General features: G+C 45.0%; 14 protein-coding genes. 8 read left to right on the top strand and 6 right to left on the bottom strand.

Annotation, left to right across the window (positions count from 1 at the left end; genetic code table 11):
- Positions 1–73: 73 nt before the first annotated feature.
- From VIC_RS25270 to VIC_RS25290, 4 genes are all read right to left on the bottom strand, one after another.
- The gene (locus VIC_RS25270; RefSeq protein ID WP_039952715.1) at positions 74–346 is read right to left on the bottom strand and encodes a hypothetical protein; all 273 of its coding nucleotides are present in this window, start codon (positions 344–346) and stop codon (positions 74–76) included.
- Positions 347–518: 172 nt separating this feature from the next.
- A complete protein-coding gene (locus tag VIC_RS25275) occupies positions 519–842 on the bottom strand; it encodes a hypothetical protein (RefSeq protein ID WP_039952717.1) in 324 nt (107 codons plus the stop codon).
- 598 nt (positions 843–1,440) lie between these two features.
- Positions 1,441–8,667, bottom strand: coding sequence for an RHS repeat-associated core domain-containing protein (locus VIC_RS25285; protein ID WP_006963244.1), 7,227 nt, complete (start codon positions 8,665–8,667; stop codon positions 1,441–1,443).
- Between the two features lie 70 nt (positions 8,668–8,737).
- On the bottom strand, positions 8,738–9,103 hold the full coding sequence (locus VIC_RS25290; protein ID WP_006963245.1) for a hypothetical protein: 366 nt from the start codon (positions 9,101–9,103) through the stop codon (positions 8,738–8,740).
- Between the two features lie 420 nt (positions 9,104–9,523).
- Between VIC_RS25290 and VIC_RS25295 the strand changes: the two genes are divergently transcribed.
- Positions 9,524–9,901 carry a putative periplasmic lipoprotein gene (locus VIC_RS25295; RefSeq protein WP_006963246.1) on the top strand — a complete coding sequence of 126 codons (378 nt, stop codon included), beginning with the start codon at positions 9,524–9,526 and terminating at the stop codon, positions 9,899–9,901.
- A gap of 53 nt (positions 9,902–9,954) precedes the next feature.
- Here VIC_RS25295 and VIC_RS25300 read toward each other — a convergent pair whose 3' ends face one another.
- Both VIC_RS25300 and VIC_RS25305 read right to left on the bottom strand, forming a co-directional pair.
- Positions 9,955–12,552 carry an ExeM/NucH family extracellular endonuclease gene (locus tag VIC_RS25300; RefSeq protein WP_006963247.1) on the bottom strand — a complete coding sequence of 866 codons (2,598 nt, stop codon included), beginning with the start codon at positions 12,550–12,552 and terminating at the stop codon, positions 9,955–9,957.
- A gap of 348 nt (positions 12,553–12,900) precedes the next feature.
- Complete coding sequence (locus VIC_RS25305) at positions 12,901–13,413, bottom strand: FxsA family protein (RefSeq protein ID WP_006963248.1); 513 nt, start codon at positions 13,411–13,413, stop codon at positions 12,901–12,903.
- A gap of 319 nt (positions 13,414–13,732) precedes the next feature.
- Here VIC_RS25305 and aspA point away from each other — a divergent pair, with 319 nt between their 5' ends.
- From aspA to pyrB, 7 genes are all read left to right on the top strand, one after another.
- Positions 13,733–15,184, top strand: coding sequence for an aspartate ammonia-lyase (gene aspA / locus VIC_RS25310; protein ID WP_006963249.1), 1,452 nt, complete (start codon positions 13,733–13,735; stop codon positions 15,182–15,184).
- A 169-nt stretch (positions 15,185–15,353) separates the two neighbouring features.
- Positions 15,354–16,661, top strand: coding sequence for an anaerobic C4-dicarboxylate transporter (locus VIC_RS25315; protein ID WP_006963250.1), 1,308 nt, complete (start codon positions 15,354–15,356; stop codon positions 16,659–16,661).
- A gap of 475 nt (positions 16,662–17,136) precedes the next feature.
- Positions 17,137–18,585, top strand: coding sequence for a YfcC family protein (locus VIC_RS25320; RefSeq protein ID WP_006963251.1), 1,449 nt, complete (start codon positions 17,137–17,139; stop codon positions 18,583–18,585).
- Between the two features lie 609 nt (positions 18,586–19,194).
- On the top strand, positions 19,195–20,415 hold the full coding sequence (gene arcA / locus VIC_RS25325; protein ID WP_006963252.1) for an arginine deiminase: 1,221 nt from the start codon (positions 19,195–19,197) through the stop codon (positions 20,413–20,415).
- 59 nt (positions 20,416–20,474) lie between these two features.
- Entirely contained in the window at positions 20,475–21,386 is a 912-nt protein-coding gene (gene arcC / locus VIC_RS25330) for a carbamate kinase (protein WP_006963253.1), read from the top strand.
- A 124-nt stretch (positions 21,387–21,510) separates the two neighbouring features.
- Entirely contained in the window at positions 21,511–22,521 is a 1,011-nt protein-coding gene (locus VIC_RS25335) for an ornithine carbamoyltransferase (RefSeq protein WP_006963254.1), read from the top strand.
- Positions 22,522–23,009: 488 nt separating this feature from the next.
- A complete protein-coding gene (gene pyrB, locus VIC_RS25340) occupies positions 23,010–23,939 on the top strand; it encodes an aspartate carbamoyltransferase (RefSeq protein WP_006963257.1) in 930 nt (309 codons plus the stop codon).
- Positions 23,940–23,955 lie beyond the last annotated feature (16 nt).

Raw genomic sequence — 23,955 nt, forward strand, 5'->3', positions numbered from 1 at the left:
CTAAACCAAAGCCAATAAAGTTTATAAGGTTTTCTTCTAACATAAATAAGTTCCACTTACAGAGTTATACTAATTAGGTGGCCAAAGTAAGAAAGAATAATGTCTCGCTCTCGCCATCAATATAAAATGGTGCTAACCCATTTGACCAAGACTGAGGCTGACAATTATCACCAACGCTTGTGACCCCTTCGAGGGTAATCCATGACGCATTGTCCCAACTACTACCACCTGAATAAGGTTCTGCATGAGATTTAAACTCAACAATCTTCTTACCTTCGATGATTGATGAATAAGCGAAGGATGATGTGAGTGCCAACAGGATGGGAAGTATATATTTCATAAACATTTTAATACCATAGGTAGCGCTTGTTAATTATAAGTTTTAATTACAAGTATTGTTATCTATCTGGAGGTTTAAATTAAATCCAAAGGAAAATTTAAATTACTCCCTGAATCCAGATCATATATCTTTCGTAATACCTAATTATCTTAAACTTTTCTGTCTGCTAACTTGGCTACTAACGCGCATAAACCACGCTAAATATTTTACATACAGGGGCAGTAGTCCCCGACCATCGTTGGTCTTCATAGGCAAATATTGATATTGGCGTATTGGCTTGGTAGGCCGCAAGTAACATACTTAAAATCGATTCATAACCAGGGCTGACTTTATCTATAAAGTATCCAGTGCTACATTGCTGACCATTAGTTTCCATACTAATAAAAACATCCCCATGAACAGAATAAGCTTGTATTCTTTTAATCAACCCAGTTGGTGATTCTTCTGTTGCGCTTACACCGAAGCTAAGCAGTAGAATAAGAAAGGTAAAATATTTTTTCATTGTTAGTCCTTTAGTATTAGTCAAGGTAAACTAGTTAATCAGTTTTACTCAATGATTCGGGATAATTCGTTAGTTTTATCAACTAATTATTGAAATGAAATTAATTGAGAATAATTATCTTCGTAACGTCACTATTTAAAACGTATTCATAAGAGTAAAAAAGTAGTAAAAGTGCTATTTTTATTTGCAATAATTTTTATGCTAACCCATTTGACCACGGCTGAGGCTGACAATCATCACCAACACTTGTGATCCCTTCGAGGGTGATCCATGACTGATTATCCCAACTACTGCCACCAGAATAAGGTTCTGCATGAGATTTAAACTCAACAATCTTCTTACCTTCAATAACTGATGAATAAGTAAAGGATGATGTAATTAAAAACTACATATAATTAATCAGGAGAAAAATGCAAAATAACATTAAAAATCAAAATTATAGTTGAAAAAACCAACATTAGAACATTGCCGCTGTATATATCCATACATGCTAACGATATCCCTCCAGATATCATCGTGCTTATACCAAGAATATTTAGTCTTTTCCATTTAATGAAAAAACTAATTATGGAAGTTATTATAGCTAAAGTTAACAACATCATTTTAAATTTTCATCTTCTTCTATATCAAACTCCATTCCACCTTTAACTATATTGCTTATATCGACGAGACCCATAGTTCCAGCATATTGGCCATACGCCGACACAGTATCTTTTGTTAAAACAGGCGAACCAAGACTACCAGTAGGGTATTCAGCAGGTAATCTTAATGTAGCTGATGTATACTTTGCAAAGCCAAAACCACCAACACTTAAAGCCAAATCTATTTCGTTATATAAAGGCCCAGCCCCTAAAGTTCCGTAAATCTCTTTCATATAATTTTGTTGTTGTGCGACCCCCAACATACTACCCCAAGTTGTAACTCCTTCTTGGATATTTGCAACTCCATGCATTGAAAGCGGTACTCCAATAGCGTATTGAACCGTCAACCCCCCTAAAACTACTTGACCAACACCACCTACAACCTGAAAACCTGCGAATACACTACTAACAAAACCTTTTCCAAAGTTTCTTGCATACCTTTCATAGCTTATTTCTTTGAAACTATTAATCGCATTGTATTGCATTGTGCCACATCGTCCTCGACTACATTGATTTACGGCATTGCGGGCGCTCATCTTCAGTTGATCGTACTTTGTATTACCAGGCCCCCCCCAAAGGCCCTCCCACCAGCGCTTTGCGTATTCCATGGTGTAGCCAATTCCATCCTCAGCTATATCTTCACGCACATAAAAGTTACCATTATCATCGGTCCCCCAATCTCCTTCACTTCCCGTTATTCCGTTGGTAGTTGTACTGTCTGTATTACATGTCCCTGTTAATCCATTCCCATTTTCATCCTGAAACCAATATCCTTTTGGATCGGTATATTTCAAAGGATTGTTCATCACATAAGAGTACCGATTAAAACTATTTGTTCTGTATGGCTCTTGAATATAGGGATCCGCACTTAAAAACCTCCCAAGCTCTTGGTCATAGACTCGGCCATTCATATGAACTAGGCCAACTTCGGTAATTTCTTCATGTCCGGTATAACCGCGGTTAGTAATGGCGCTTTGTACCACATCCAACGGCCCTTTGTCGGACCATGCCACTTTACGTTGCTTACCCCATGTATCGTAACTGCGTCGCTCTACCACTAAACCGTAGCCATCGGTAATCATATCGACCGAGTTCAGCGCATCGTAATGAAGGTAACGGACTTGTTTATCCTGCAAGTCGTCTTCTGCACCCTTAGTCTGAGTATTGAGTGCGATTAGCTTGCCATCGGCATAAACAAAGTGTTTGTGTTGAACAATCCCTGTATTGGTATCCTTGACTCGCTCATAGCTCTTGCCAAAGTAGAAGGTTTCAATGCCGTCGCTGTTCTTCTTCAGATAACGATTATGGTTAGCGTCATAGAAAAACTCGACGGTTTTACCGTTGCGGGTAATCTTGTTCGGCTTGTTGAATTCCGTCCATTCCAGTTCTCGCTCATTGGCCGAGTTGCCATCCGCCCATGCGCGCAGCATATTACCGTTATTGTCATATTGGTAATTTAGCCCATTGGCTTTTGTCACGGCATGTGGTCCTGCCTGCTGGCCGCTGTAGTGGTAGTCTCCAATGTCGGATTTATGGATCAGATTGCCCAGCTTGTCATAACGGTAATTAAACGGCCCCGCTAGGTCCGGATTGTTTACTCCGTGTTGCGTTTTATTTGCCAAACTGATGGCATTGCTGGTGACGCGATCTAAACCATCGTACGTCCAGGTATCGGTAATGCCCAACTGCTCATCGTATCGATAGGTCACGTTATTGTGATTATCGTAGCGATACTGAATAAAGCGGATATTACGCCCTTGGCTGGTACTTGCAGAGAGGCGCGGATCAAACAACACATTCGCTTTGTGAGTAGTAATATAATTCGGTCGACCGGTATTGGCATCATGGCTGTAGGTGTTAACCAGGCCATTACCCAGCGTTTCAGATAACGTATGATCATACGCATCGGTTTCACGACGTTGCCAATAGTAAAGGTAGGCTGGGTTATCTAATGACTCTTCCATTTCTGATTGAGTCAGAATCATATTGAGGTGATCAGCTTGGCTAGATTGCTGAGTATTCTCACAATGATTACGAGAAGAGGCCTCTAGCTGATTCCCTCCCAGTTGATTTGCATATTCACAGTTCAAACCACTCAACTCTGCCACTTTTTCTGACAGGTTAATCAACTGGCTTGCAAGGTCGGTGTAGAACTTATAGCGAGTGGTTGCCACCGTTGCAGCTTCAGATAAGTCATCGGCAGCAAACAACAGTTCGTCACGTGTTTCACTATCCGCCTGAGCAATGTAGATATCGTTATTGCTCATCAGATCTTTCTGACCATTGCTGTCATAGTCAGTCAGTAAGAAGTCATGTGAAGCACTCAAGTTTTGCGCATTAAACTCCGAAGCTGGCACCGTATGGATGGTCGCATTGTAGTTACGCACTCCCGGTTGGCTATTGGCTAAGGTAGTCGTTAGGCGATAAATCGCGCCTTCCAGCGTAATATCTAGTGGGATAGAGACATCATCATGGAGCAACACCCAAGTCGCTGGACGTAAGTAACATTCGCCTTGGTCATTACACCACTGCTTATAGCGATAGCCGTCACCCAGCAAGGCTTGCGAGGAGGCATCCAGATTGTGCACATTAACGGTTTTGCTATTGTACTCAGCCGCCTTAGTGGTAAAGAAGCTTTCCTGAGTGGCGTAGCGCTCTGCCTTAGTTAGGTAAACATTGGCTTGTGCTATCGCATCATTCAGCAGCTCACGAATACCTTCACGGAAACTAGCACTGGTAAAGACTTCATCTGCATAATTTCGCGGGCTGCGTACCCCTGCGACGTAGCCATAAGGGTTATAAACATATTCAACCGCTAGGCGATCGTTGCTGTTGGTGCTGCTCAATAACTTGGCCGCACCGGCAAGTGTGGTATCGATGCCATTTGGTCGAACTTCCCTAGCAACACGCTCGAACTTATCGTAGAAGTAATGGGTACTGAACTTCTCGTCACCAACTTGAACGGCGACTTCTTCAGTAAGACCGGCGGTATTATAGTAATAGTCCGTTTCACTGCCATTACCAGCAAAACCAGATAGGGTGCCAAGCGCGCCGCGTTCATCATAACGCCAGGTAGAAACGTTACTCCCTTCGGTCTGCTTCACTTTTCGGCCAAGGCTATCGTACTCAATCGTTGTGACCGTTCCTTTCGCATCGCGCTTGTAAACCAGTTCGCCCGCTGCGTTGTAGTTGTAACTCCACTGGCCCATATCTGAGTCATCCAATGAATTACGATGACCTAAATTGTCATAGCGGATTTGAGTCGTGTTACCTGCGGAATCCGTGCTTGAACGTAGTTTTCCATCCGGATAGTACTGATAGGTTTGGTACGCGCTATCTGGCTCATTTTTGCGCAGTATATGACCCATGATGTTGGTCAAAGTACTGTGTTCAAAACCTCGGGCATCAGTCACAGAAGTTAAGTAGCCTTGATAACGGGTGGTAAAGCTGGCTACACCACCGTTGCTTGCAGGCTCCGACTTAGTCAACTCACGGTTTAACTCGTCGTAGCTAAAAGTGACTATTGGCGCAGGCGATTTTTTGCTAAGGAACTGAGGTCGGGTTACGCTGACTTTACGGCCATTACGGTCCCAACGAGTATCCACTACCACAAGCTGGCCACTAAACCCTGTATGCAGTTTTCGGATTTCTCTTCCAGCGTAGTCAAAATGCGTCACCACTTTGCCGCCTGTCGCAGGCGATGTCGTAACACAGCTGACGGTTTGCGACGTTCCATCTTTACATTGGCTACCCAAACCGTAACTGGTGTGGTTGATATTGCCAGTGCCCGGTAGGGTTTCTGTCATTACGCGACTGAAAACATCATAGGTGTAACCTGTGGTGCGGCCTTTTAGCGGACTCACAGACTGTTTAAGCCTTCCTTGAGCATCAAACTGTGTTGACGTGCGGTGACCAACGGCATTGGTGGAAGCTGTTGAGAATAAACCTTGTGCATCAAACTGGGTGGTCGTCGTGCGTTTAGCCAAATCAGCGCCTTCTACACTTTGGCTGACAACATTACCCCAATCATCATAGCTATATTGTGTGGTGATCGATTTCCCAGCCAATGCAATATCACCACTTGACTCATAATCCGAGCTGGTTGTTTTGTCTGAGATAAGGAAACCATTGCTACTGTAATCATACTGGTTCGCGATGGTTCTCTTCAGATTGGTGGTGTTATCAACAATGGTAGAGATAGAACTGGCAACGGCGCCGATCTTCCAATAATTCTCGCCCGTTTGGCCGACAGTCTGCACACGCGTCATTGACGATGTGGTGAACTCCATATTGCCGTCACCATCATAGTCATTATACGAATAGCTTCCGCACGACTTAGCGTTTGAGTTGTTAAATTCGCTGGCGCTTGAGCTGGCAAGTTGGCCTTTGTAGACCGTTAAACCATCGAGATCAACGCTGTAAGAACTGCTCTGGTATTTGAAATAACTATCGTAGCGCTCTAGAACGAGAGGAATATCAACATCACTGTGGATCAACACAATGTAGTCATTGGGCTTAAAGAACACTTCGCCGTTTTCACCACAATAGCGCCCCATGCCCGCTTTATAAGTACGAAGCAGAGTGTCTAAATTGTTGACGTTACTAACGCTGGTAATGTCATAAATGTAATGGTTTTGATTAACACCCGTTGAGACGTATTGATATTGGGTGTTGCTGGTAAAGTTGCCCGCACCTTCTAATTCACTGGATAATTCTGATTTTTCATTGATTAAGTTGCCAAAGCGATCCATTGAGCGAGTAATCACTTCCTGACGCTCAACTGCACTGCTGCTCAAACCATACTTTTTCTTAACGACTTTATTAGCATAAAGCTGGTAGTACTTGGCTCCGTAGCCTTGATTGGTCAACTTTTGATAGCTGTACGATGTTTCCGATACTTTCTTATTGTTTTTGAATACGGATACGAGCTTTGGCTCACCCGCCTTCACCACATCCAGCTGTTCAAATATGGTTTCTGTACGAGTGGTGACCTCTGCATTTTCTGTTTCGGTGATTTTTTCAAACCCAAGGAAGCCACCACCCAAATAGTGCGACTTCGCCCCTTCATACTGATAGCTATATGAGGTGGATGCATAACCTTTAGGCTGTTTAACAACGCTAGAGACAAGGTAAGCGGTCGGGGTTGAGTTAACGTAAGGGAAGCTGTAGTAACGCTTTTGTTTATGGACACTTGTATCTGTCGCTAATTTGTAGCTAACGCGGTATTCAATCGCAAACTCTTCAATCTTGGATATTTTATCTGTCGGGTATGCGCTAGACGTTAGCAAGTATAACTTGTCGTTATCATTGCGAACAAAATCAACGATACCATCGGAATTGTAGTCAACCAATTGCTCAATTTTCGAAACGTTTGACCCAATGGTCTGACTAAAATTGATATTACCGAAATTGTTTTTGTAGAAACGTCCGTTAACGTAAACTTCAGGGTAACCATCAGCGTTGTAGTCGATGACTTTGATTTTCTTTAAATCATCGCCATGCAAACGCCCAGAAGTAAACCTGTGTACAAAACTATGACCATTAAATAGATAGACGCGAATGGTGCCTTGGTTACCACCCGCTGCAATTAGGTCTTTGTAACCATCGCTGTTTACGTCTGCGAGAAAAGCTAAATCTGGTCGCCACTGCGGAGTTTCACTACGGAACACATACTCTTTATAAGAACGGCTTGATAAATAGAAGACCAAATCACTCGTATACTTAACGTAGTAGTCATCTTTACCGTCATTATCGATATCAGCAATACCAGATATAGGGTAAGACGTACCCTTTGGTGACAAGAAGAGCGTTTCCTTTCCATCTCCATTTAAGTCGGCTGCAGAGTGCTCAGACTGGTAGGTTGCCATTACACCATTAGTATTAGGAGAGTAGCTTTTGAGCCGGTTCTTTGTATCCAAATAATAGTCATAACTAACCCGGTCACTGCTATTGTCTGAATGACCGGCACGACGTGCACATTCTGAACCCTTTATATTGTATTCATAGGATCTCGCCACCAAATTAGGAGAATCTAGGCTACCGGAAAGCGCATAACCACCTACGTTGTTAATCGTCTCACCTTTCAAGCCTTTAGCAACACCTTGGTTTAAGTGACTTTTATAGCCTAAACATGCAGGATTTGGCGTTTTTTTAGACATCCCATAGGGTTCAAACATTCCATTTCGGTCGGTATCAAAGAAGCTCACTTCTTCAAAATTGAGACTGGTCGAGGTCCTACTAAGAACGTTATGGCTATTATTCCAAGAGAAATTGATTTCTGTACTGCACTGGCCATTGCTGCAGTAATCCACCGTATTTAGTAGACTTCGGGCGGTGATCCCAGAGTAAGTATATTTAAGGTTATAGCTCCCTACAGGGGCGTTGCTGGCGTCAAAAGTCTTGATAGTTTTTAAGCGTACATTTCGTTTTAACTGGCTACCAAACAGATATTGCGCGATTTGATCCGTTCTCGCTTCATACTCAAAGCTGACCTTACCACCTACATAGCTGATATTGTCAATTCGATGCGTACCATTACTATTGTCTTCACGGTAGCTGAACTGTACGTGGTTGTTTTTGCTGGTATCAGTGATCTTATTCAGTGACCATTTATAAACGTGCGACTGACCAGGTAGCTCAGCTCGCGAATCAGACGTCGCACCATATTCATACACCGAGCCATCCTTGTACCAGACTTTAAAGCTGGCTGGCCCATTACCCGCACGGCCAAATGAAACGATCTTCGAGTAGCCGTTTGTTTCCACTCGATACTCGGTCAGGTTTTCTCCATCGCGGCCAGAGACTGCAATCAAGCGCTGACCATCAAGACAAAAACGGTCATCCGCATTAAATCGAACCCCTCCCCAACGGCCATCTTTATTGAGGTTTTTACCGCAACGAGAAATAGAAGAGAGCCCGCCTAAGCTCCATCCCATACCAAGCATGCCGTTAGGAGAGTCACTACGATATTCCAAACTCACAGAAGGTTGTAATCCTGCACGCCCCGGAGATACCGCTATAGGCAGCGAGTATGTCGCCTGACCGCCTGACGCAGAAAAATCACCAGATAGCTCAATGCTTTTTCCTTCTTCTGAGGTTAGCGAGAGAGCTGGGTGCGAAAAGGCTGCCGCCAGTAGTGAAACAACATACACCGCATAGGTATGAGTGAAACGATTCGATTTCATATAAGCCACTGCTGTTTATATTCTTAATTGGATTACGCTTGTTACTCTGAAAGTTCAGGTCGCGAATTGATTATTGACTGATGGATTGCAGCCTTTTTAGCCTCAGTTGCAGATTCTCAAGCTCTGCGGGAGGCTGATATTGTTCTTGGATATTGCTTTGTGAAAATTCCGCTAGGTCTCCACGAAGGAGTGGGAGTTCCGCTTTCTCCACTTCAACTAAACCATGGGCAATGGTTTGCTGAAGCTGAATCACCGGTGAAGGGAAATTCGCATCTTCACTCAGTTTTATTTGGGGTAACGATTCGCGGCTGTCATCCAAAGTCGTCATCTCATCGGTGATTGGCTGAGCTATCTGCCTTGAAAACGTTGCGTATAAAGCGCCAGCAATGGAAATGAGTAAAGCCACTGCGAAGACATAGTATTTTTTAGTCATCATTGATTAAATTTCAGTCTTTAACGCGGTAACTGGATACGCTACCGCCCTTCGCAATTAAACGAATCATATGAGAAATTTATAAAAGAGCACAGATACTAATCAATACTTATATAAGCTCAACTTATTAATTCATAGATATGATATAAATCACAATGCAATCGAATAAATAGCACTTTGGTTTCAGTTAGTTAAATTAGTAAAAATGAATATAAGACAGGAGATAGTTGGGCTAGGTAAAAACTCAAAGCGCAATAGAAGCTTTGTTTTTATCAAACAGATGCTTTCAGTTGGAAGTCGATGTATCTAAGTTCACACTTATTTTAGTTTTATAAAATTATCACTACACATTGATATAACTTATAAATAAAATCCACTCTTCCTTAAGGTTTGTCCTTAATCTCATATCAACCGAGAACAATAATGAAACTAAAACACATCGCAGTGGCGTGCCTTTCAGCGTTGGCTTTGAGCGCTTGTAAAACGAAAAGCCTAGAAGAACTTCAGCCAACCGCTGATCAAGAAACAATTAATACAGCAAAAGAATATCTTAGTGATATCAAAGACTTAAGAGTCACAGATCACGGTGTAATCTACTACTCGGCGAGCTTACCAGGTAACTCTCGCTGGGCGACTGCCCACATTATCGAGTTAAGCTACCGATACTCTTGTGAAGAATTACGTTGGTACGTCGAACGTGGAATGATTGTAAGAATGCAATTCCGCGGCAATAGCGGTACTACTCGTGATTATGATCTAGCACGTTGCGAGACCGAAGTTCCAACGGACCTATACGAATAAAAAAACCGCCACTGAATGTGGCGGTTTTTACTTGGTCTCTATAAAAGAGTGGCTTACTTACGACGACGCCATAGCGCTAAGCCAAACAATGACATTAGAGCACCAAAACCGAACGAACCTGCCATGTTCAGTTCTAGAACTGCTGGATCGTGGTCAGAAGAGCGGAAATGATCGTTGTACTTCGGTAAGTCACCTTTATACTCATCGTTGTAATCAAATAGTGTCGATTCGCCGCCATTGATATGCCAATCTGTCGCATCCACAAAGTGCTTCTTCAGGCTTGGGCTGATTAGTAGGTGGTCTAGCGCGCCCACTTCATCATTGTACGAGTAGCTCCAGCTATTAGGGTGCTTCATCGCAACAGCATTAATGTAGTTATACCCTTCCGTAATAACCGCACCATGGTCACCAAACTGCTCTGTGTCACCAATGAAGGTATTGCGTGCCGCTTTGATCTGCTTACCGTATTTCTCTTCACTGTAATCCGTCAGAACCAGCATTGGATCTTCCATACCGTAAGAGTTCAAGTCACCAAGAATTACTTTATGACCTTTGATCTCTTTCAGCGCATCGCCCAGTGCAACCGCCGCTGCAACACGGAAGTTTTCACAAGAGCCTTGTTGGTCAGCATCTACACCGCCCTGACCACCTTGGTCAACGGGTGCTGCGTCTTCCCAACATTTAGAACCTTTCGATTTGAAGTGGTTGATGGCAACCGTGATCTTCTCATCTGTGCCTTTGATCTTGAACGTTGGCGCCAGTGAGTTACGTTGGTAGTTCTTACCATCTTCGATCACTTTACCGTCGTCATCTAGCACTTCAGGCGCTTGCTGACTTGGCATCTCGATAACGCGTACTTCTTTCAGCTTCGCCACTTTAGAGCGGTAGATAACGCCTGTAGTGATAACGTCAGTACCAATTGAGTCGTTCTCATCCGTCACTTTATCGCCATTGCTGTCAACGGCAACGAAGTCGTAACGGTCTTTCTTCTTATCGATACGCTGGTTTAGCTGCTCAACAAGCTGACGAATAGCACCACTGTCACCAAAGCCATTGTTTTCGATTTCCATCAAACCAATGATATCAGCGTCAAGGCGTAGAATTGCGTTAACAATTTTCGCCTGCTGAACTTCAAACTCTTCAAAGCTGTTGGCACCACGGTTGTCGCCGTGCTGGTTAGCGTCACCACCAAACGGAGAGTTGAAGTAGTTAAGTACGTTGAATGTCGCGATACGAAGATCGCCTTCTTCCATATCGATGCCTTCAGTACGAGGATCGTTACGTACGAAGTTTTCGTTCGTTAAGGTGTTAGTCGCAATCAGACGGTAGTCACCGTAGCTGTAGCTTAGGACACCTTCTAGGCCAACGATGGTATCGTCGATGCGGATGTAGTCTTCTGTGGAACCATTCTGGTCAGCGTCCGTACGGCCAAAGTCTGGGTAGTAAGGAACCGTGCCGTTAGCTGCTTTTGCATCAGACTCAACGAATAGGCGACGCTCTGCGTTTTCTGTGCTCTGCTGTTTCGCTTCGTCAGAACCTGCTGCAAAGTTCTGGTTAGGGTGCATATTGATGCGGCCTTGAGCAACAACCATGTTGTTACGACGCGATGCGTAATCGTAACCAAAGGTGCGAGTCACACGCATATCCAGCGCTTCAGTGGTCTTAACCAGCATGCCTTCGTAACGCTCTAGCGTCTGGTCGAAGTTAGCGTCATCCGCCATCACTTCAATCGCTGTCGCTGCTGGAGCAGATTGCTCACCTTGCTTAACCCAGTTGTTGTTTTCTGCTTTTAGTTGCGTCAGGTTGTAGTTCTCTTGAACTTTACCTTTCACACAAACCACATCGCCAGGCTGGAGATCAGAGCTTGACTGGTTAGTATGGACGAACAAACCTTCCGATGTTTTCGGGTTGTAGTCATCTTCCAGTGCTTGTAGATAGAAGCCCTTTGTTAGACCTGTGGTCACTGCACTAACCACACCTTTGACGAAGAAGTCTTCATCTGTGATGTATGGATAGCCATTGATGAATGGAGACGTATCACCTTCACCTTGAATTTCTTGAATCGATGTAAAGACAGGTTCAGCACCATCTTGAGTACAAGCGAACGGCTCTGGTGTCTCACCGCCATCCAGTACACCTAGACCTTCGATGCTGTCTTTTGCCAGCGATGACCATTGAGAAGCGTCATAAGTAGAAGAAGGCGTCATCGCATCAACATTACGTACCAGAGTGACATCTTTTGCGAAATCTGAGCCGCCCATGTTACCCAATACGTCATGTACGTTGCCGTCTTTAAGTAGCGCAACCGGATCATTACCGTTAAATCCGATTACTGAACCATTTAGGATGTCGCTTACTGCTTTAATTTCATCACTTGAACTTGTGTGTGCAACAACCAGAACGCTTTGCGCTTCCAGTACACGGCCATCTAAAGCCAGTTTGCTGCCCCACTCACCGCCGCCGTTGGTCGATTTCGCTAGCTCATAGCCATCCAGCGTCACTGCTGAATCGCCAGTGTTGGCAATCTCAATAGCTTTATTGTTACTGCTACCTTCAACGTACTGAGAAATTACGATATCCGCCATGGCTGGAGCGGAGAGAGCACTTGCGACCACTGCTGCAAGTAAGGTTGGGGTTAGTTTTTGTTTCATTCTGTCCACCTTGCATCGCTTTCCGTGTTGTATAGGGTTGAGAAAGCGTGTTCCAAATCACCTTTTCTATTGAGAAAAGACTTATAAAGCACGACAAGTGTTTATCTTTTTCATGAAACTAAAAACAACATTCAGTGACAGTGAGATTTCGATCTCATAGATATGCTGAATATTTGAAGAGACTTCAAAGTTTAAACATAAGGTGAAACGTTTGTTGCACAAATGAGAATAGATCGCTGATTTAGTTTAGCTTTTGCTTATAAATAGAATTAAAGCTCTAGAGGCAAATACAAATAAAGGCGCTGTGATTGCGCCTTTATTTATCAAGTGTTCGCGGGGTTTTGTCCGTTAATTAAGGCGATTATTATCGTCTCCATCCTTACGCTCATATTCCCCTTCAAACGTATTACCGTCTTTAGGTTGTTGATTAAACGGGTCTTGATCAAAAGGGCCTTGTTGGAAGTTTCCAGAACCGAAGCCGCCTTGAAAGCCACCACCGACAGACTGCACCGTCATCTTACTCATAAGGTATTTTGCCATCGCAGCGCGTGGTGCCGGTAATAGCACCAACATGCCGAGCGCATCGGTCATAAAGCCCGGTGTCAGCAGTAGTACCCCTGAGACCGCTAGCATCACACCTTCAAGAATTTGCTGAGCAGGCAGCTCGCCTTGCTGCAAGCGGTTTTGCACTGACATCAAAGTCTGTAAACCTTGGCTGCGTACCAAAGACGCACCGACAAACGCGGTAATCAGTACCAGTGCGATCGTCGGCCACAATCCTAAGTAACCGCCGACCGAAATAAACAGGCCTATTTCAATAATAGGAACGAAAATAAACATCAATAATAAGATAGGAAACACACGCCCTCCTTTGTTAGGCCCAGTGTAAGCCCAAAGCTGATTCAAGCTCAAATTAAAGCTGTAAAAAAGAGTGATAGAAATCTCAATAAACCACTACTACTTTGTGGTTATTAATACCCTGTTCATATCTTGCAAAAGTTTAACTAAACAAAAGCAAAAAAGGTGATCAAGCTACTATTTTTATCCGCTGGGTACAGTATCATGAGCCCCATAAGTCAGGACGGATTTTACAGCCAAAAATTCTGACGAAAGGATTCTTACACTGCAGAATGGCTAGCATTTTACTTTATCATCAGAATAATTATCTAAGGATCCTGTGATGGCTACCCTAACTGATACTCCAAGCACTGCAGCTGCAGCCACTCGTATCGAAGAAGACCTACTTGGCGAACGCCACGTTCCTGCCGACGCTTACTACGGCATCCACACGCTACGCGCTATCGAAAACTTCAACATCTCAAATGTCACGATTTCAGACGTACCTGAATTTGTCCGTGGCATGGTTATGACCAAGAAAGCCGCGGCGTTAGCAAACAAAGAGTTAGGCGTTATTCCTAAAGATGTCGCGAAATACGTGGTTGAAGCGTGTGATTTGATCCTTGAAACAGGTAAGTGCATGGATCAGTTCCCTTCAGACGTCTTCCAAGGCGGTGCAGGCACATCAGTCAACATGAACACCAACGAAGTGATCGCCAACGTCGCACTTGAGCTGATGGGCAAGGAAAAAGGTCAGTACGAATTCGTTAACCCAAATGACCACGTTAATAAGAGCCAGTCGACTAACTGTGCTTACCCAACGGGTTTCCGTATCGCCGTTTACAACAGTGTTCACACTCTGATTGAAGCGATTGAGTACCTGAAAGGTGCATTTGAGCTTAAGAGCCAAGAGTTCAAAGACGTGCTTAAAATGGGTCGTACTCAGCTTCAAGACGCGGTACCAATGACCGTAGGTCAAGAGTTCCACGCATGGGCGGTGACTCTGAATGAAGAAATCCGTGCCCTTGAGTACACTTCAAAGCTACTGCTTGAAATTAACTTAGGTGCCACTGCGATCGGTACCGGTTTGAACGCAGCTGAAGGCTATCAGAAACTGGCAGTGAAACACTTAGCTGACGTGACTGGCCTAGACGTAGTCCCAGCAGAAGATCTGATTGAGGCAACTTCAGACTGTGGTGCTTATGTAATGACACATGGCGCGTTGAAGCGATTGGCGGTCAAACTGTCTAAGATCTGTAATGACCTGCGCCTGCTATCTTCTGGCCCACGTTCAGGTCTAAACGAACTTAACCTCCCAGAGCTGCAAGCAGGCTCTTCTATCATGCCAGCTAAAGTTAACCCTGTGGTACCAGAAGTGGTCAACCAAGTGTGTTTCAAAGTACTAGGTAATGACAACACCATCTCATTTGCCGCAGAAGGTGGTCAGCTACAGCTAAACGTGATGGAGCCTGTCATCGCGCAAAGCATGTTCGAGTCCATTTCTCTACTATCTAACGCGTGTGTCAACCTGCGTGACAAATGTATTGATGGCATCACGGTCAACAAAGAGATCTGTGAAGGCTACGTTTACAACTCAATCGGTATCGTGACTTACCTGAACCCATACATTGGCCACCACGAAGGTGACATCGTCGGTAAGATCTGTGCGGAAACGGGTAAGAGCGTCCGTGAAGTAGTGCTAGAACGTGGCTTACTGACCGAAGAAGAGTTGGACGATATCTTGAACGTTGAAAACTTTATGCATCCTAAGTATAAAGCGAAACGCTACGAATAAGATTGCTACCAAGGAGGGCCCAATAGGGCCCTTTTTTAGGCACTAATACGGTTAACCACAATTTTATCAGGGTTAACTCATTCAGTGGCTCCCTCCTTCCATTATCTAAACGTTTAGACACTGAGTGTTTAGATAATCGAATTTAAGTTAACAATATGAGGTATCTATTATGGTAGCGGTCGAACTGTTAGTCGTTCTGCTCTTTATCTTTTTAGGAGCAAGAATCGGCGGTATTGGCATCGGCTTTGCGGGCGGTGCAGGCGTTATCGCATTGTCATTAATACTTGGCGTACCGACCAGTCAGGCATACATTCCTGTTGATGTTATTCTGATCATTATGTCGGTCATCACAGCAATTGCTGCAATGCAAGTTGCCGGTGGTATGGATTGGTTAGTACAACTGGCAGAAAACTTCTTGCGCAAGAACCCTGAGCGCATCACCTTTTATGCGCCTATCGTCACTTTCCTTATGACATTAATGGCGGGTACAGGCCACACGGCATTTTCAACTCTACCGGTTATCGCGGAAGTCGCAAAAGGTCAGGGTGTTCGTCCATCTCGTCCTCTCTCTATTGCTGTGGTCGCATCGCAAATCGCGATTACCGCTTCACCAATCTCTGCGGCGGTTGTAGCATTCGCTGCAATGCTGGCACCAATGGGTGTTGACTACCTGACACTGCTTGCGGTGTGCATCCCAACCACCTTCATCGCTTGTATGATTGGCGCCTTTGTCGCTAACTTTATGGGCAGTGAACTGAAAGATGACCCGATTTATCAGGAGCGTTTAGAGAAAGGCCTGATCAAACTCGCAACGGAAAAGCAGCGCGACATTCTGCCAACGGCAAAAACAGCCACGTACATTTTCCTTGCGGCAATAGGCTTCGTGGTTTGCTACGCAGCGGCCATCTCTAAATCAGTAGGTCTGATTGTTGACCCGGCACTTGGGCGTAACGAAGCCATCATGACAGTGATGCTGGCAGCGGCAGCAGCGATCGTTCTATTCACTAAGATTGATGCGTCAAAGATTCCTAACGCCTCGACTTTCCGTTCTGGCATGACCGCTTGTGTATGTGTTCTAGGTGTGGCTTGGTTAGGTTCAACCTTCGTCAATGCACACGTGGATGGCATTAAAGAAGTGGCAGGTGCGTTGCTGGCTGACTACCCATGGATGCTGGCCATGGTACTGTTCTTTGCCTCTATGTTGCTTTACTCACAAGGTGCAACCACGGTCGCGCTAATGCCTGCCGCCCTTGCTATTGGTGTTGCTCCGCTAACAGCAGTCGCGTCTTTCGCCGCAGTGAGCGCTCTGTTCGTTCTACCGACTTACCCAACGTTGCTTGCTGCCGTTGAAATGGATGACACAGGTTCAACTCGCATCGGTAGCTACGTATTTAACCACCCATTCTTCATCCCAGGCGTGGTAACCATTGCGTCAGCCGTTGCATTAGGCTTCACTTTCGGTGGGCTACTGATCTAATTAAAACGGTAAAAATAAAGGGAGCTTGTGCTCCCTTTTTAATTTTGTTCTCAATAAAAAGTCTCACATCACAGTTTTATTTTGACTTTAGTCAAAAGATCTCCCAAAAAATCATCCTGAATGAAAATCCGAATCAATGAATAAAATTCCTCATTTTATTTATTCATCATCAGTTATGACCTAAATAACTTGCCCTTACCTCTGATAAAGGAATAGAAATCCATTTTAATTAAACAAATACCCTAACATTATCAACTTATTTAAAAGTCAGAAAAATAACACTGAATATTTTTGTGAAGATCACCAAAGTTAGAAAATCTATCAATAATTAAAATAACCTCCAAGAGCTATTCGTAATCAGCTCAAAATAATTATCACTATTCCAATAACTTAGTATTTATGAGTTTATATTTATAACTCTAGTCGCTGATTCACTTTTATTTGTTATTCAACAAGTAAGAGTAAGGAGATCACCATGACCACCCAAACTGTACCTACCGAAGAAAAAAAAGGCGGCTTCTTTGCCAACTTTAAGTTCCCTTCCGCTTACACGATTCTGTTTGTTTTAATTGCGCTGGTTGCGATGTTGACCTGGATAGTACCTGCTGGCCAGTATGACCGAGCAATGAATGAAGATTTGGGTCGAGAAGTCCCTGTCACTGGTACTTATCAAGCTGTAGAAGGCAACCCTCAAGGTGTCATTGACGTACTACTAGCACCCATTGACGGCTTCTATGACCACAATAGCTACGAAGCCGCCGCAATTGATGTTTCTCTGTTCATCCTTGTCATTGGTGGCTTCTTGGGGCTAGTGACAAAAACGGGCGCCATCGATGCTGGGATTGAGCGCGTAACGCAGCGCCTTCAGGGCCGAGAAGAGATGATGATACCCATTCTAATGGCTCTGTTTGCTGCTGGAGGAACCGTCTACGGCATGGCCGAAGAATCCTTGCCATTCTACACCCTGTTAGTGCCAGTGATGATGGCTGCACGCTTCGACCCACTGGTTGCCGCAGCCACGGTGTTACTCGGCGCAGGCATTGGTGTATTGGGTTCCACCATAAACCCATTTGCCACCGTCATTGCTGCTAACGCATCTGGCATTCCGTTTACTGATGGCATCATGCTACGTGCCTTAATGCTGGTGATCGGCTGGGTCATTTGTGTCGCCTACGTGATGCGCTATGCCCGTATGGTGCGTGAAGACCAGAGCAAATCGATTGTTTACGATAAATACGAAGAGAACAAAGCGCATTTCCTTGGTAATCAAACTGGCGAATCTCTTGAGTTCACCACCACACGTAAAGTCATTTTAACCATCTTCGGCGGCTCATTCGGCGTGATGATCTACGGTGTCTCCGTTGCTGGCTGGTGGATGGCAGAAATCTCAGCCATGTTCTTAGCAGCAACGATTTTAGTCGGACTCGTCGCACGTATGAGCGAAGAAGAGTTCACCAACAGCTTTATTGATGGTGCTCGTGACCTACTTGGCGTAGCGCTCATCATCGGTATTGCGCGCGGGATTGTAGTTGTCATGGACCGCGGCATGATCACTGATACCATCTTGTACTCAGCGGAGCAGATGGTGACCGGTCTTTCGTCGGTCGTGTTCATTAATGTCATGTTCTTCCTTGAGATATTGCTATCTTTCCTTGTGCCTTCCACCTCTGGTCTGGCAGTACTCACTATGCCGATTATGGCTCCACTCGCAGACTTTGCTGGTGTCGGACGCGACCTAGTCATCACGGCTTATCAATCGGCTTCTGGCTTGGTCAACCTTATTACCCCCACTTCGGCAGTCGTTATGGGCGGCCTTGCCATTGCCCGTGTGCCTTATGTGCGCTGGGTGAAATGGGTGGCACCATTGCTAGCCATTCTAACACTATTCTGTGTTGTGATGATCAGTATTGGCGCACTTATCTAACCTGCTCTTTTCCTTACACTCGCTCACAGGATGTGAGCCCCCAAAGCCGCCTTAGTGCGGCTTTTCTTTTATCTGTTCAGCTGAAAATTAGAAAAACTATTCCTATCTATAATCTTCATTTATCCAATATTAATTCTCTAAAATAATCCTACGAATTTAATATGTGATCGACATTAAATTTATTATCAAAAGTTTTGTTATAAAACGAATAGCTCAACACTTAAAAGCAATTATCTAGAAAGTTAGAGTGCATAATTTCAATCTAATATACCCTTTGTAAACAATTTAAATTTGAATATTTTTCCTTGGTAAGGATATTAATCAGACATTCAACCTTAACTTATGCATAAACTTCCCCCTTAAATGGTTAAATAGGGGGTTCACATACCAATAACAACTGCATAGATATTGTTAAACCCCTTGAAAACACTGGCTTTAGGCATAAAAAACGAACTGTGATTGATCTCTAAGATTCCTACCCAGACAAGCGTAATATGAATTCCAGAAACAAAATAAGTGAATAAATAAATTCGCTCTTCTATTCCCTACAAATTAAATATTAGTTTTTTAAGTTTTAAAACTAATTAAAAATATAAGAGAGATACGATCATGAGTAAGTTATACGTAGGTTCTGAAATCGGTCAATTACGTCGCGTTCTGGTGCATCGCCCAAGACGAGCACTGACTCACCTGACGCCTTCCAACTGCCACGATCTGCTATTTGATGACGTACTTGCCGTCGAGCGTGCAGGTAAAGAGCACGATGTGTTCACCCAAACTCTGCGCGACCAAGGTGTGGAAGTGTTACTGCTTACTGACTTACTTGCAGACACGCTGGCGGTAGCAGAAGCCAAAGACTGGCTGCTAAGTCGTCAGGTATCGGATTACCGTTTAGGTAAAACTTTTGCCAATGACGTTCGTTGCTACTTAGGTGACTTACCCAATGTTGAGCTGGCTAAGATTCTTACCGGTGGTCTTTCTTATGCTGAAATGCCGATGAAATCCTCATCTATGATGCAGGGGCTTCATGCACCAACAGATTTCATCATTGAGCCATTACCAAACCACCTATTTACCCGCGACACTTCTTGCTGGGTCTATGGCGGTGTCTCTATCAACCCAATGGCGAAACCAGCCCGTCAACGTGAAACCAACCACGTTCGTGCTATCTACCGCTGGCACCCAAGCTTTGCTGGTCAGGACTTCATCAAATACTTCGGTGATGAAGAGAAAATCTACGACAACTCCACCATTGAAGGCGGCGATGTCTTAGTCATTGGTAAAGACGCCGTGCTGATTGGTATGTCAGAGCGCACAACCGCTCAAGGTGTTGAGCATCTTGCTTCTGGCTTGTTCAAACATGGTCAAGCTAAACAAGTGATTGCGATGGAGCTGCCAAAACATCGTTCATGCATGCACTTAGACACCGTCATGACTCATATGCGTGAAGATACCTTCTCTGTTTACCCAGAAGTGATGCGCAAAGATGTGAAGTGCTGGAGCCTGACTGGTGATGCGTCTGGCGCTGTGAACGTCAAAGAAGAAGGTTACTTCGTGACGGCTATCGAGAAAGCTCTTGGTGTCGACCAACTCAACCTTATCACCACTGGCGGTGACAACTTCAACGCGGAACGTGAACAGTGGAACGACGCTAACAACGTTCTCACCGTTAAGCCTGGCGTCGTGATCGGATACGAAGGCAATACCTACACCAACGAGAAGTACGACAAAGCGGGCATCACAGTATTGCCTATTCCGGGCGATGAGCTGGGTCGTGGCCGTGGCGGCGCGCGCTGCATGAGCTGCCCAATCGAACGTGATGGTATTTAAGTAACGGATAAGTTGGCGAGAGCGACTTAGCTCTCGCCCTCAGCAGAGAGATTAAAGCAATGACAAAACAAACTGTAGTTGTCGCACTTGGTGGAAACGCCCTACTTCGCCGCGGTGAGCCATTGGAAGCCGAAGTACAACGTCAGAACATCGAAATTGCCGTCAAAACCATTTCGGAAATTGCTCAGGAATACAACGTCGTACTGGTACACGGTAATGGCCCACAGGTTGGCTTGTTGGCATTACAAGGTTTGGAATACAAGAAAGTAGCACCATACCCACTGGATGTTCTGGGCAGTGAAACGCAAGGCATGATTGGTTACATGCTAATGCAAGAGTTCAAAAACCAAATGCCAAACGTCAATGCCACTTGCATGTTAACGCAGATGACAGTGGACCCTAATGACCCTGCATTTGCCGATCCAACCAAACCCATCGGCCCAATTTATGAAGAAGCCGAGGCTCGTGAACTGGCTGAGAAATACCACTGGACCATCAAACCAGATGGTCAGCACTTCCGCCGCGTCGTACCTAGCCCACAACCAACAGGCATCATCGAGCACGACGCGATCACCAAGCTCATCGACGAAGGTCACTTAGTGATTTGTACTGGTGGTGGCGGCATCCCAGTCAAAAAAGAGAATGGCAAACTGGTTGGTGTTGAAGCTGTGATTGATAAGGACATGTCCGCAGCATTCCTGGCTAAGCAGCTAAATGCTGACGCTTTGCTTATCCTCACTGACGCAGATGCGGTTTACCTCGATTGGGGCAAGCCTACTCAACATGCGCTGCGCAGCACGAACCCAACCGAATTAGCACAGTACCAGTTTGACGCCGGCTCAATGGGGCCAAAAATCGAAGCGTCATGCGAGTTCGTCAAGCAAGGTGGCAAAGTGGTCGGTATCGGCTCACTGGAAGATGGTTTACGCATTCTTCAGGGCACGGCAGGCACCAATATCACCAAAGGCTAATTACCAGCAGTCCTGACTTGAGTCAGGGCTGAGATGAAACAAACAATCACTCAAATTCATTACTGCACTTTCTTACCTCTTTCCCTGCAACGAGAAAGTGCACATCGATAAGAAGGAAAACATCATGGCTTTCAACCTACGCAACCGTAACTTCCTAAAATTATTAGACTTTACTCCGCGTGAAATTCAACACATGTTGGACCTATCCGTGGAGTTGAAAAAAGCGAAATACAACGGCTATGAGCAGCCTCGTCTGAAAGGTAAAAACATCGCTCTGATCTTCGAGAAAACGTCGACTCGTACCCGTTGTGCCTTTGAAGTTGCGGCTTTTGACCAAGGCGCTCAAGTTTCTTACTTAGGCCCAACAGGCTCTCAGATTGGTCACAAAGAATCGATGAAAGATACCGCTCGTGTTTTAGGCCGCATGTACGATGGCATCGAGTACCGCGGATTTGGTCAGGAAATTGTCGAAGAGCTGGGCGCTTACGCCGGTGTACCGGTATGGAATGGCCTGACCGATGAGTTCCACCCGACGCAAATTCTCGCTGACTTCCTAACTATGATGGAACATGGCCGTGGCAAACAGCTACACGAAATGAAGTTTGCCTACCTAGGTGATGCGCGCAACAACATGGGCAACTCTCTGATGGTTGGCGCCGCTAAGATGGGCATGGATATTCGTCTCGTCGCGCCTAAGCAGTTCTGGCCAGAAGAAGCACTTGTCGCACAGTGCCGTGAGATTGCTGAAACAACCGGTGCGAAAATTACACTGACTGAAGATGTTCAAGAAGGCGTTCAAGGTTGTGACTACCTGTACACGGATGTGTGGGTATCGATGGGCGAAGCAAAAGAAGCATGGGCAGAGCGTATCAACCTCATGCTGCCTTACCAAGTCAACATGGAAATGATCAAAGCAACAGGTAATCCTCATGTGAAATTCATGCACTGCCTACCTGCCTTCCACGGCGAAGATACCACGGTCGGTAAACAGCTTGCTGAAGAATACCCAATGCTTAAAAACGGCTGTGAAGTGACTGATGAGGTGGTTGAATCTGACTACTCTATTGTGTTCGACGAAGCTGAAAACCGTATGCACACCATCAAAGCGGTGATGGTAGCTACACTAGGTGACTAATATCATCGATTAAAAGTAATCATACTCAAATTAGACTGAGTATTGTTTGCAGGGAAATGCGGGTGGCGTTCATCATGTATCAAAAACATGCTGAATAAAGCCCGCATTTTTTTTCACACTTAAGGATTCATCATCGTTCTCAATGCAAGACAGCACAACCGCTGCAAACGTGTCGCTAAAATAGGCGAAATACGCATAAAAATCCAATTTATGAATACTTTACGCAAACGCTTGCGTTGGCTTTTTTTGTCCGTATAATCCTCCGCAATTTGTCTTCGGAGGATCAAAATGAACCTGTCAGCAACCACTCAATGTTGGCTTAACTTATGCCCTGACTCAGGAGCATGTGTGGTTTCATTTTATTCTGTCGATCCTTTTCAAGCCTCCTATTTAGGAGGCTTTTTTTTGTCTGAAATTTACATCAACCCATGGATTAGCAATCTACAAGGGTTGGACAAACTCACCCATTGAGACGAGGAAACACTGCTATGGCGCATTCGTTATTTAACAAGCACATTATCTCCATTCCTGAGCTCAGCCGCAGCGAGCTAGAGCTTATCGTCGACACCGCGGCTAGGCTAAAAGCCGAGCCAAACCCGACACTGCTAAAAAACAAAGTAGTGGCCAGCTGCTTCTTTGAACCTTCCACTCGCACCAGGCTGTCATTTGAAACGGCTGTGCAGCGCCTCGGTGGCACAATCATTGGCTTCGACAATGGTGGCAACACGTCACTGGCGAAAAAGGGGGAGACACTGGCCGACTCAGTTCAGGTGATTGCTTCTTATGTCGACGCCTTTGTGATGCGCCATCCACAAGAAGGCGCAGCACGTTTAGCGTCCGAATTTTCCAATGGCGTACCTGTGGTCAACGGGGGTGATGGCGCGAATCAGCATCCAACTCAGACTCTGCTGGATTTGTTTTCTATCTACGAAACCCAAGGCACGCTCGACAACCTCAATGTCGCGTTTGTGGGTGACCTTAAATACGGTCGTACTGTCCACTCTCTGACTCAGGCACTGGCGAAGTTCAACAACGTTCGCTTCTTCTTTATCGCTCCTGAAGCGTTGGCGATGCCCGATTACATCTGTGAAGAACTCGAAGAGGCAGGCATCAAATTCAGTATGCACAACAACATCGAAGACGTCGTACCGGAGCTTGATGTCTTGTATATGACGCGCGTACAGAAAGAGCGCTTTGACGAGTCCGAATACGCTCACATTAAGTCAGCGTTCATTCTCACCGCCGATACGCTGAAAGAGGCACGTGAAAACCTGAAGGTACTTCACCCGTTACCACGAGTCGATGAAATCACAACAGACGTCGATAAAACGCCACACGCTTACTACTTTGAGCAGGCCGAAAACGGTGTCTATGCCCGTGAAGCCTTACTTGCCCTTGTTCTTAGTGAAACCCTTTAATTGCAGGAGAATTATC

Source organism: Vibrio coralliilyticus ATCC BAA-450 (assembly GCF_000176135.1).
GTDB classification, from domain to species: Bacteria; Pseudomonadota; Gammaproteobacteria; order Enterobacterales; family Vibrionaceae; genus Vibrio; species Vibrio coralliilyticus.

Coding starts and splice junctions, on each gene's coding strand:
- VIC_RS25270 (WP_039952715.1), bottom strand. CDS start 346: ATGTTTATGAAATATATACTTCCCATCCTGTTGGCACTCACATCATCC.
- VIC_RS25275 (WP_039952717.1), bottom strand. CDS start 842: ATGAAAAAATATTTTACCTTTCTTATTCTACTGCTTAGCTTCGGTGTA.
- VIC_RS25285 (WP_006963244.1), bottom strand. CDS start 8,667: ATGAAATCGAATCGTTTCACTCATACCTATGCGGTGTATGTTGTTTCA.
- VIC_RS25290 (WP_006963245.1), bottom strand. CDS start 9,103: ATGATGACTAAAAAATACTATGTCTTCGCAGTGGCTTTACTCATTTCC.
- VIC_RS25295 (WP_006963246.1), top strand. CDS start 9,524: ATGAAACTAAAACACATCGCAGTGGCGTGCCTTTCAGCGTTGGCTTTG.
- VIC_RS25300 (WP_006963247.1), bottom strand. CDS start 12,552: ATGAAACAAAAACTAACCCCAACCTTACTTGCAGCAGTGGTCGCAAGT.
- aspA (WP_006963249.1), top strand. CDS start 13,733: ATGGCTACCCTAACTGATACTCCAAGCACTGCAGCTGCAGCCACTCGT.
- VIC_RS25315 (WP_006963250.1), top strand. CDS start 15,354: ATGGTAGCGGTCGAACTGTTAGTCGTTCTGCTCTTTATCTTTTTAGGA.
- VIC_RS25320 (WP_006963251.1), top strand. CDS start 17,137: ATGACCACCCAAACTGTACCTACCGAAGAAAAAAAAGGCGGCTTCTTT.
- arcA (WP_006963252.1), top strand. CDS start 19,195: ATGAGTAAGTTATACGTAGGTTCTGAAATCGGTCAATTACGTCGCGTT.
- arcC (WP_006963253.1), top strand. CDS start 20,475: ATGACAAAACAAACTGTAGTTGTCGCACTTGGTGGAAACGCCCTACTT.
- VIC_RS25335 (WP_006963254.1), top strand. CDS start 21,511: ATGGCTTTCAACCTACGCAACCGTAACTTCCTAAAATTATTAGACTTT.
- pyrB (WP_006963257.1), top strand. CDS start 23,010: ATGGCGCATTCGTTATTTAACAAGCACATTATCTCCATTCCTGAGCTC.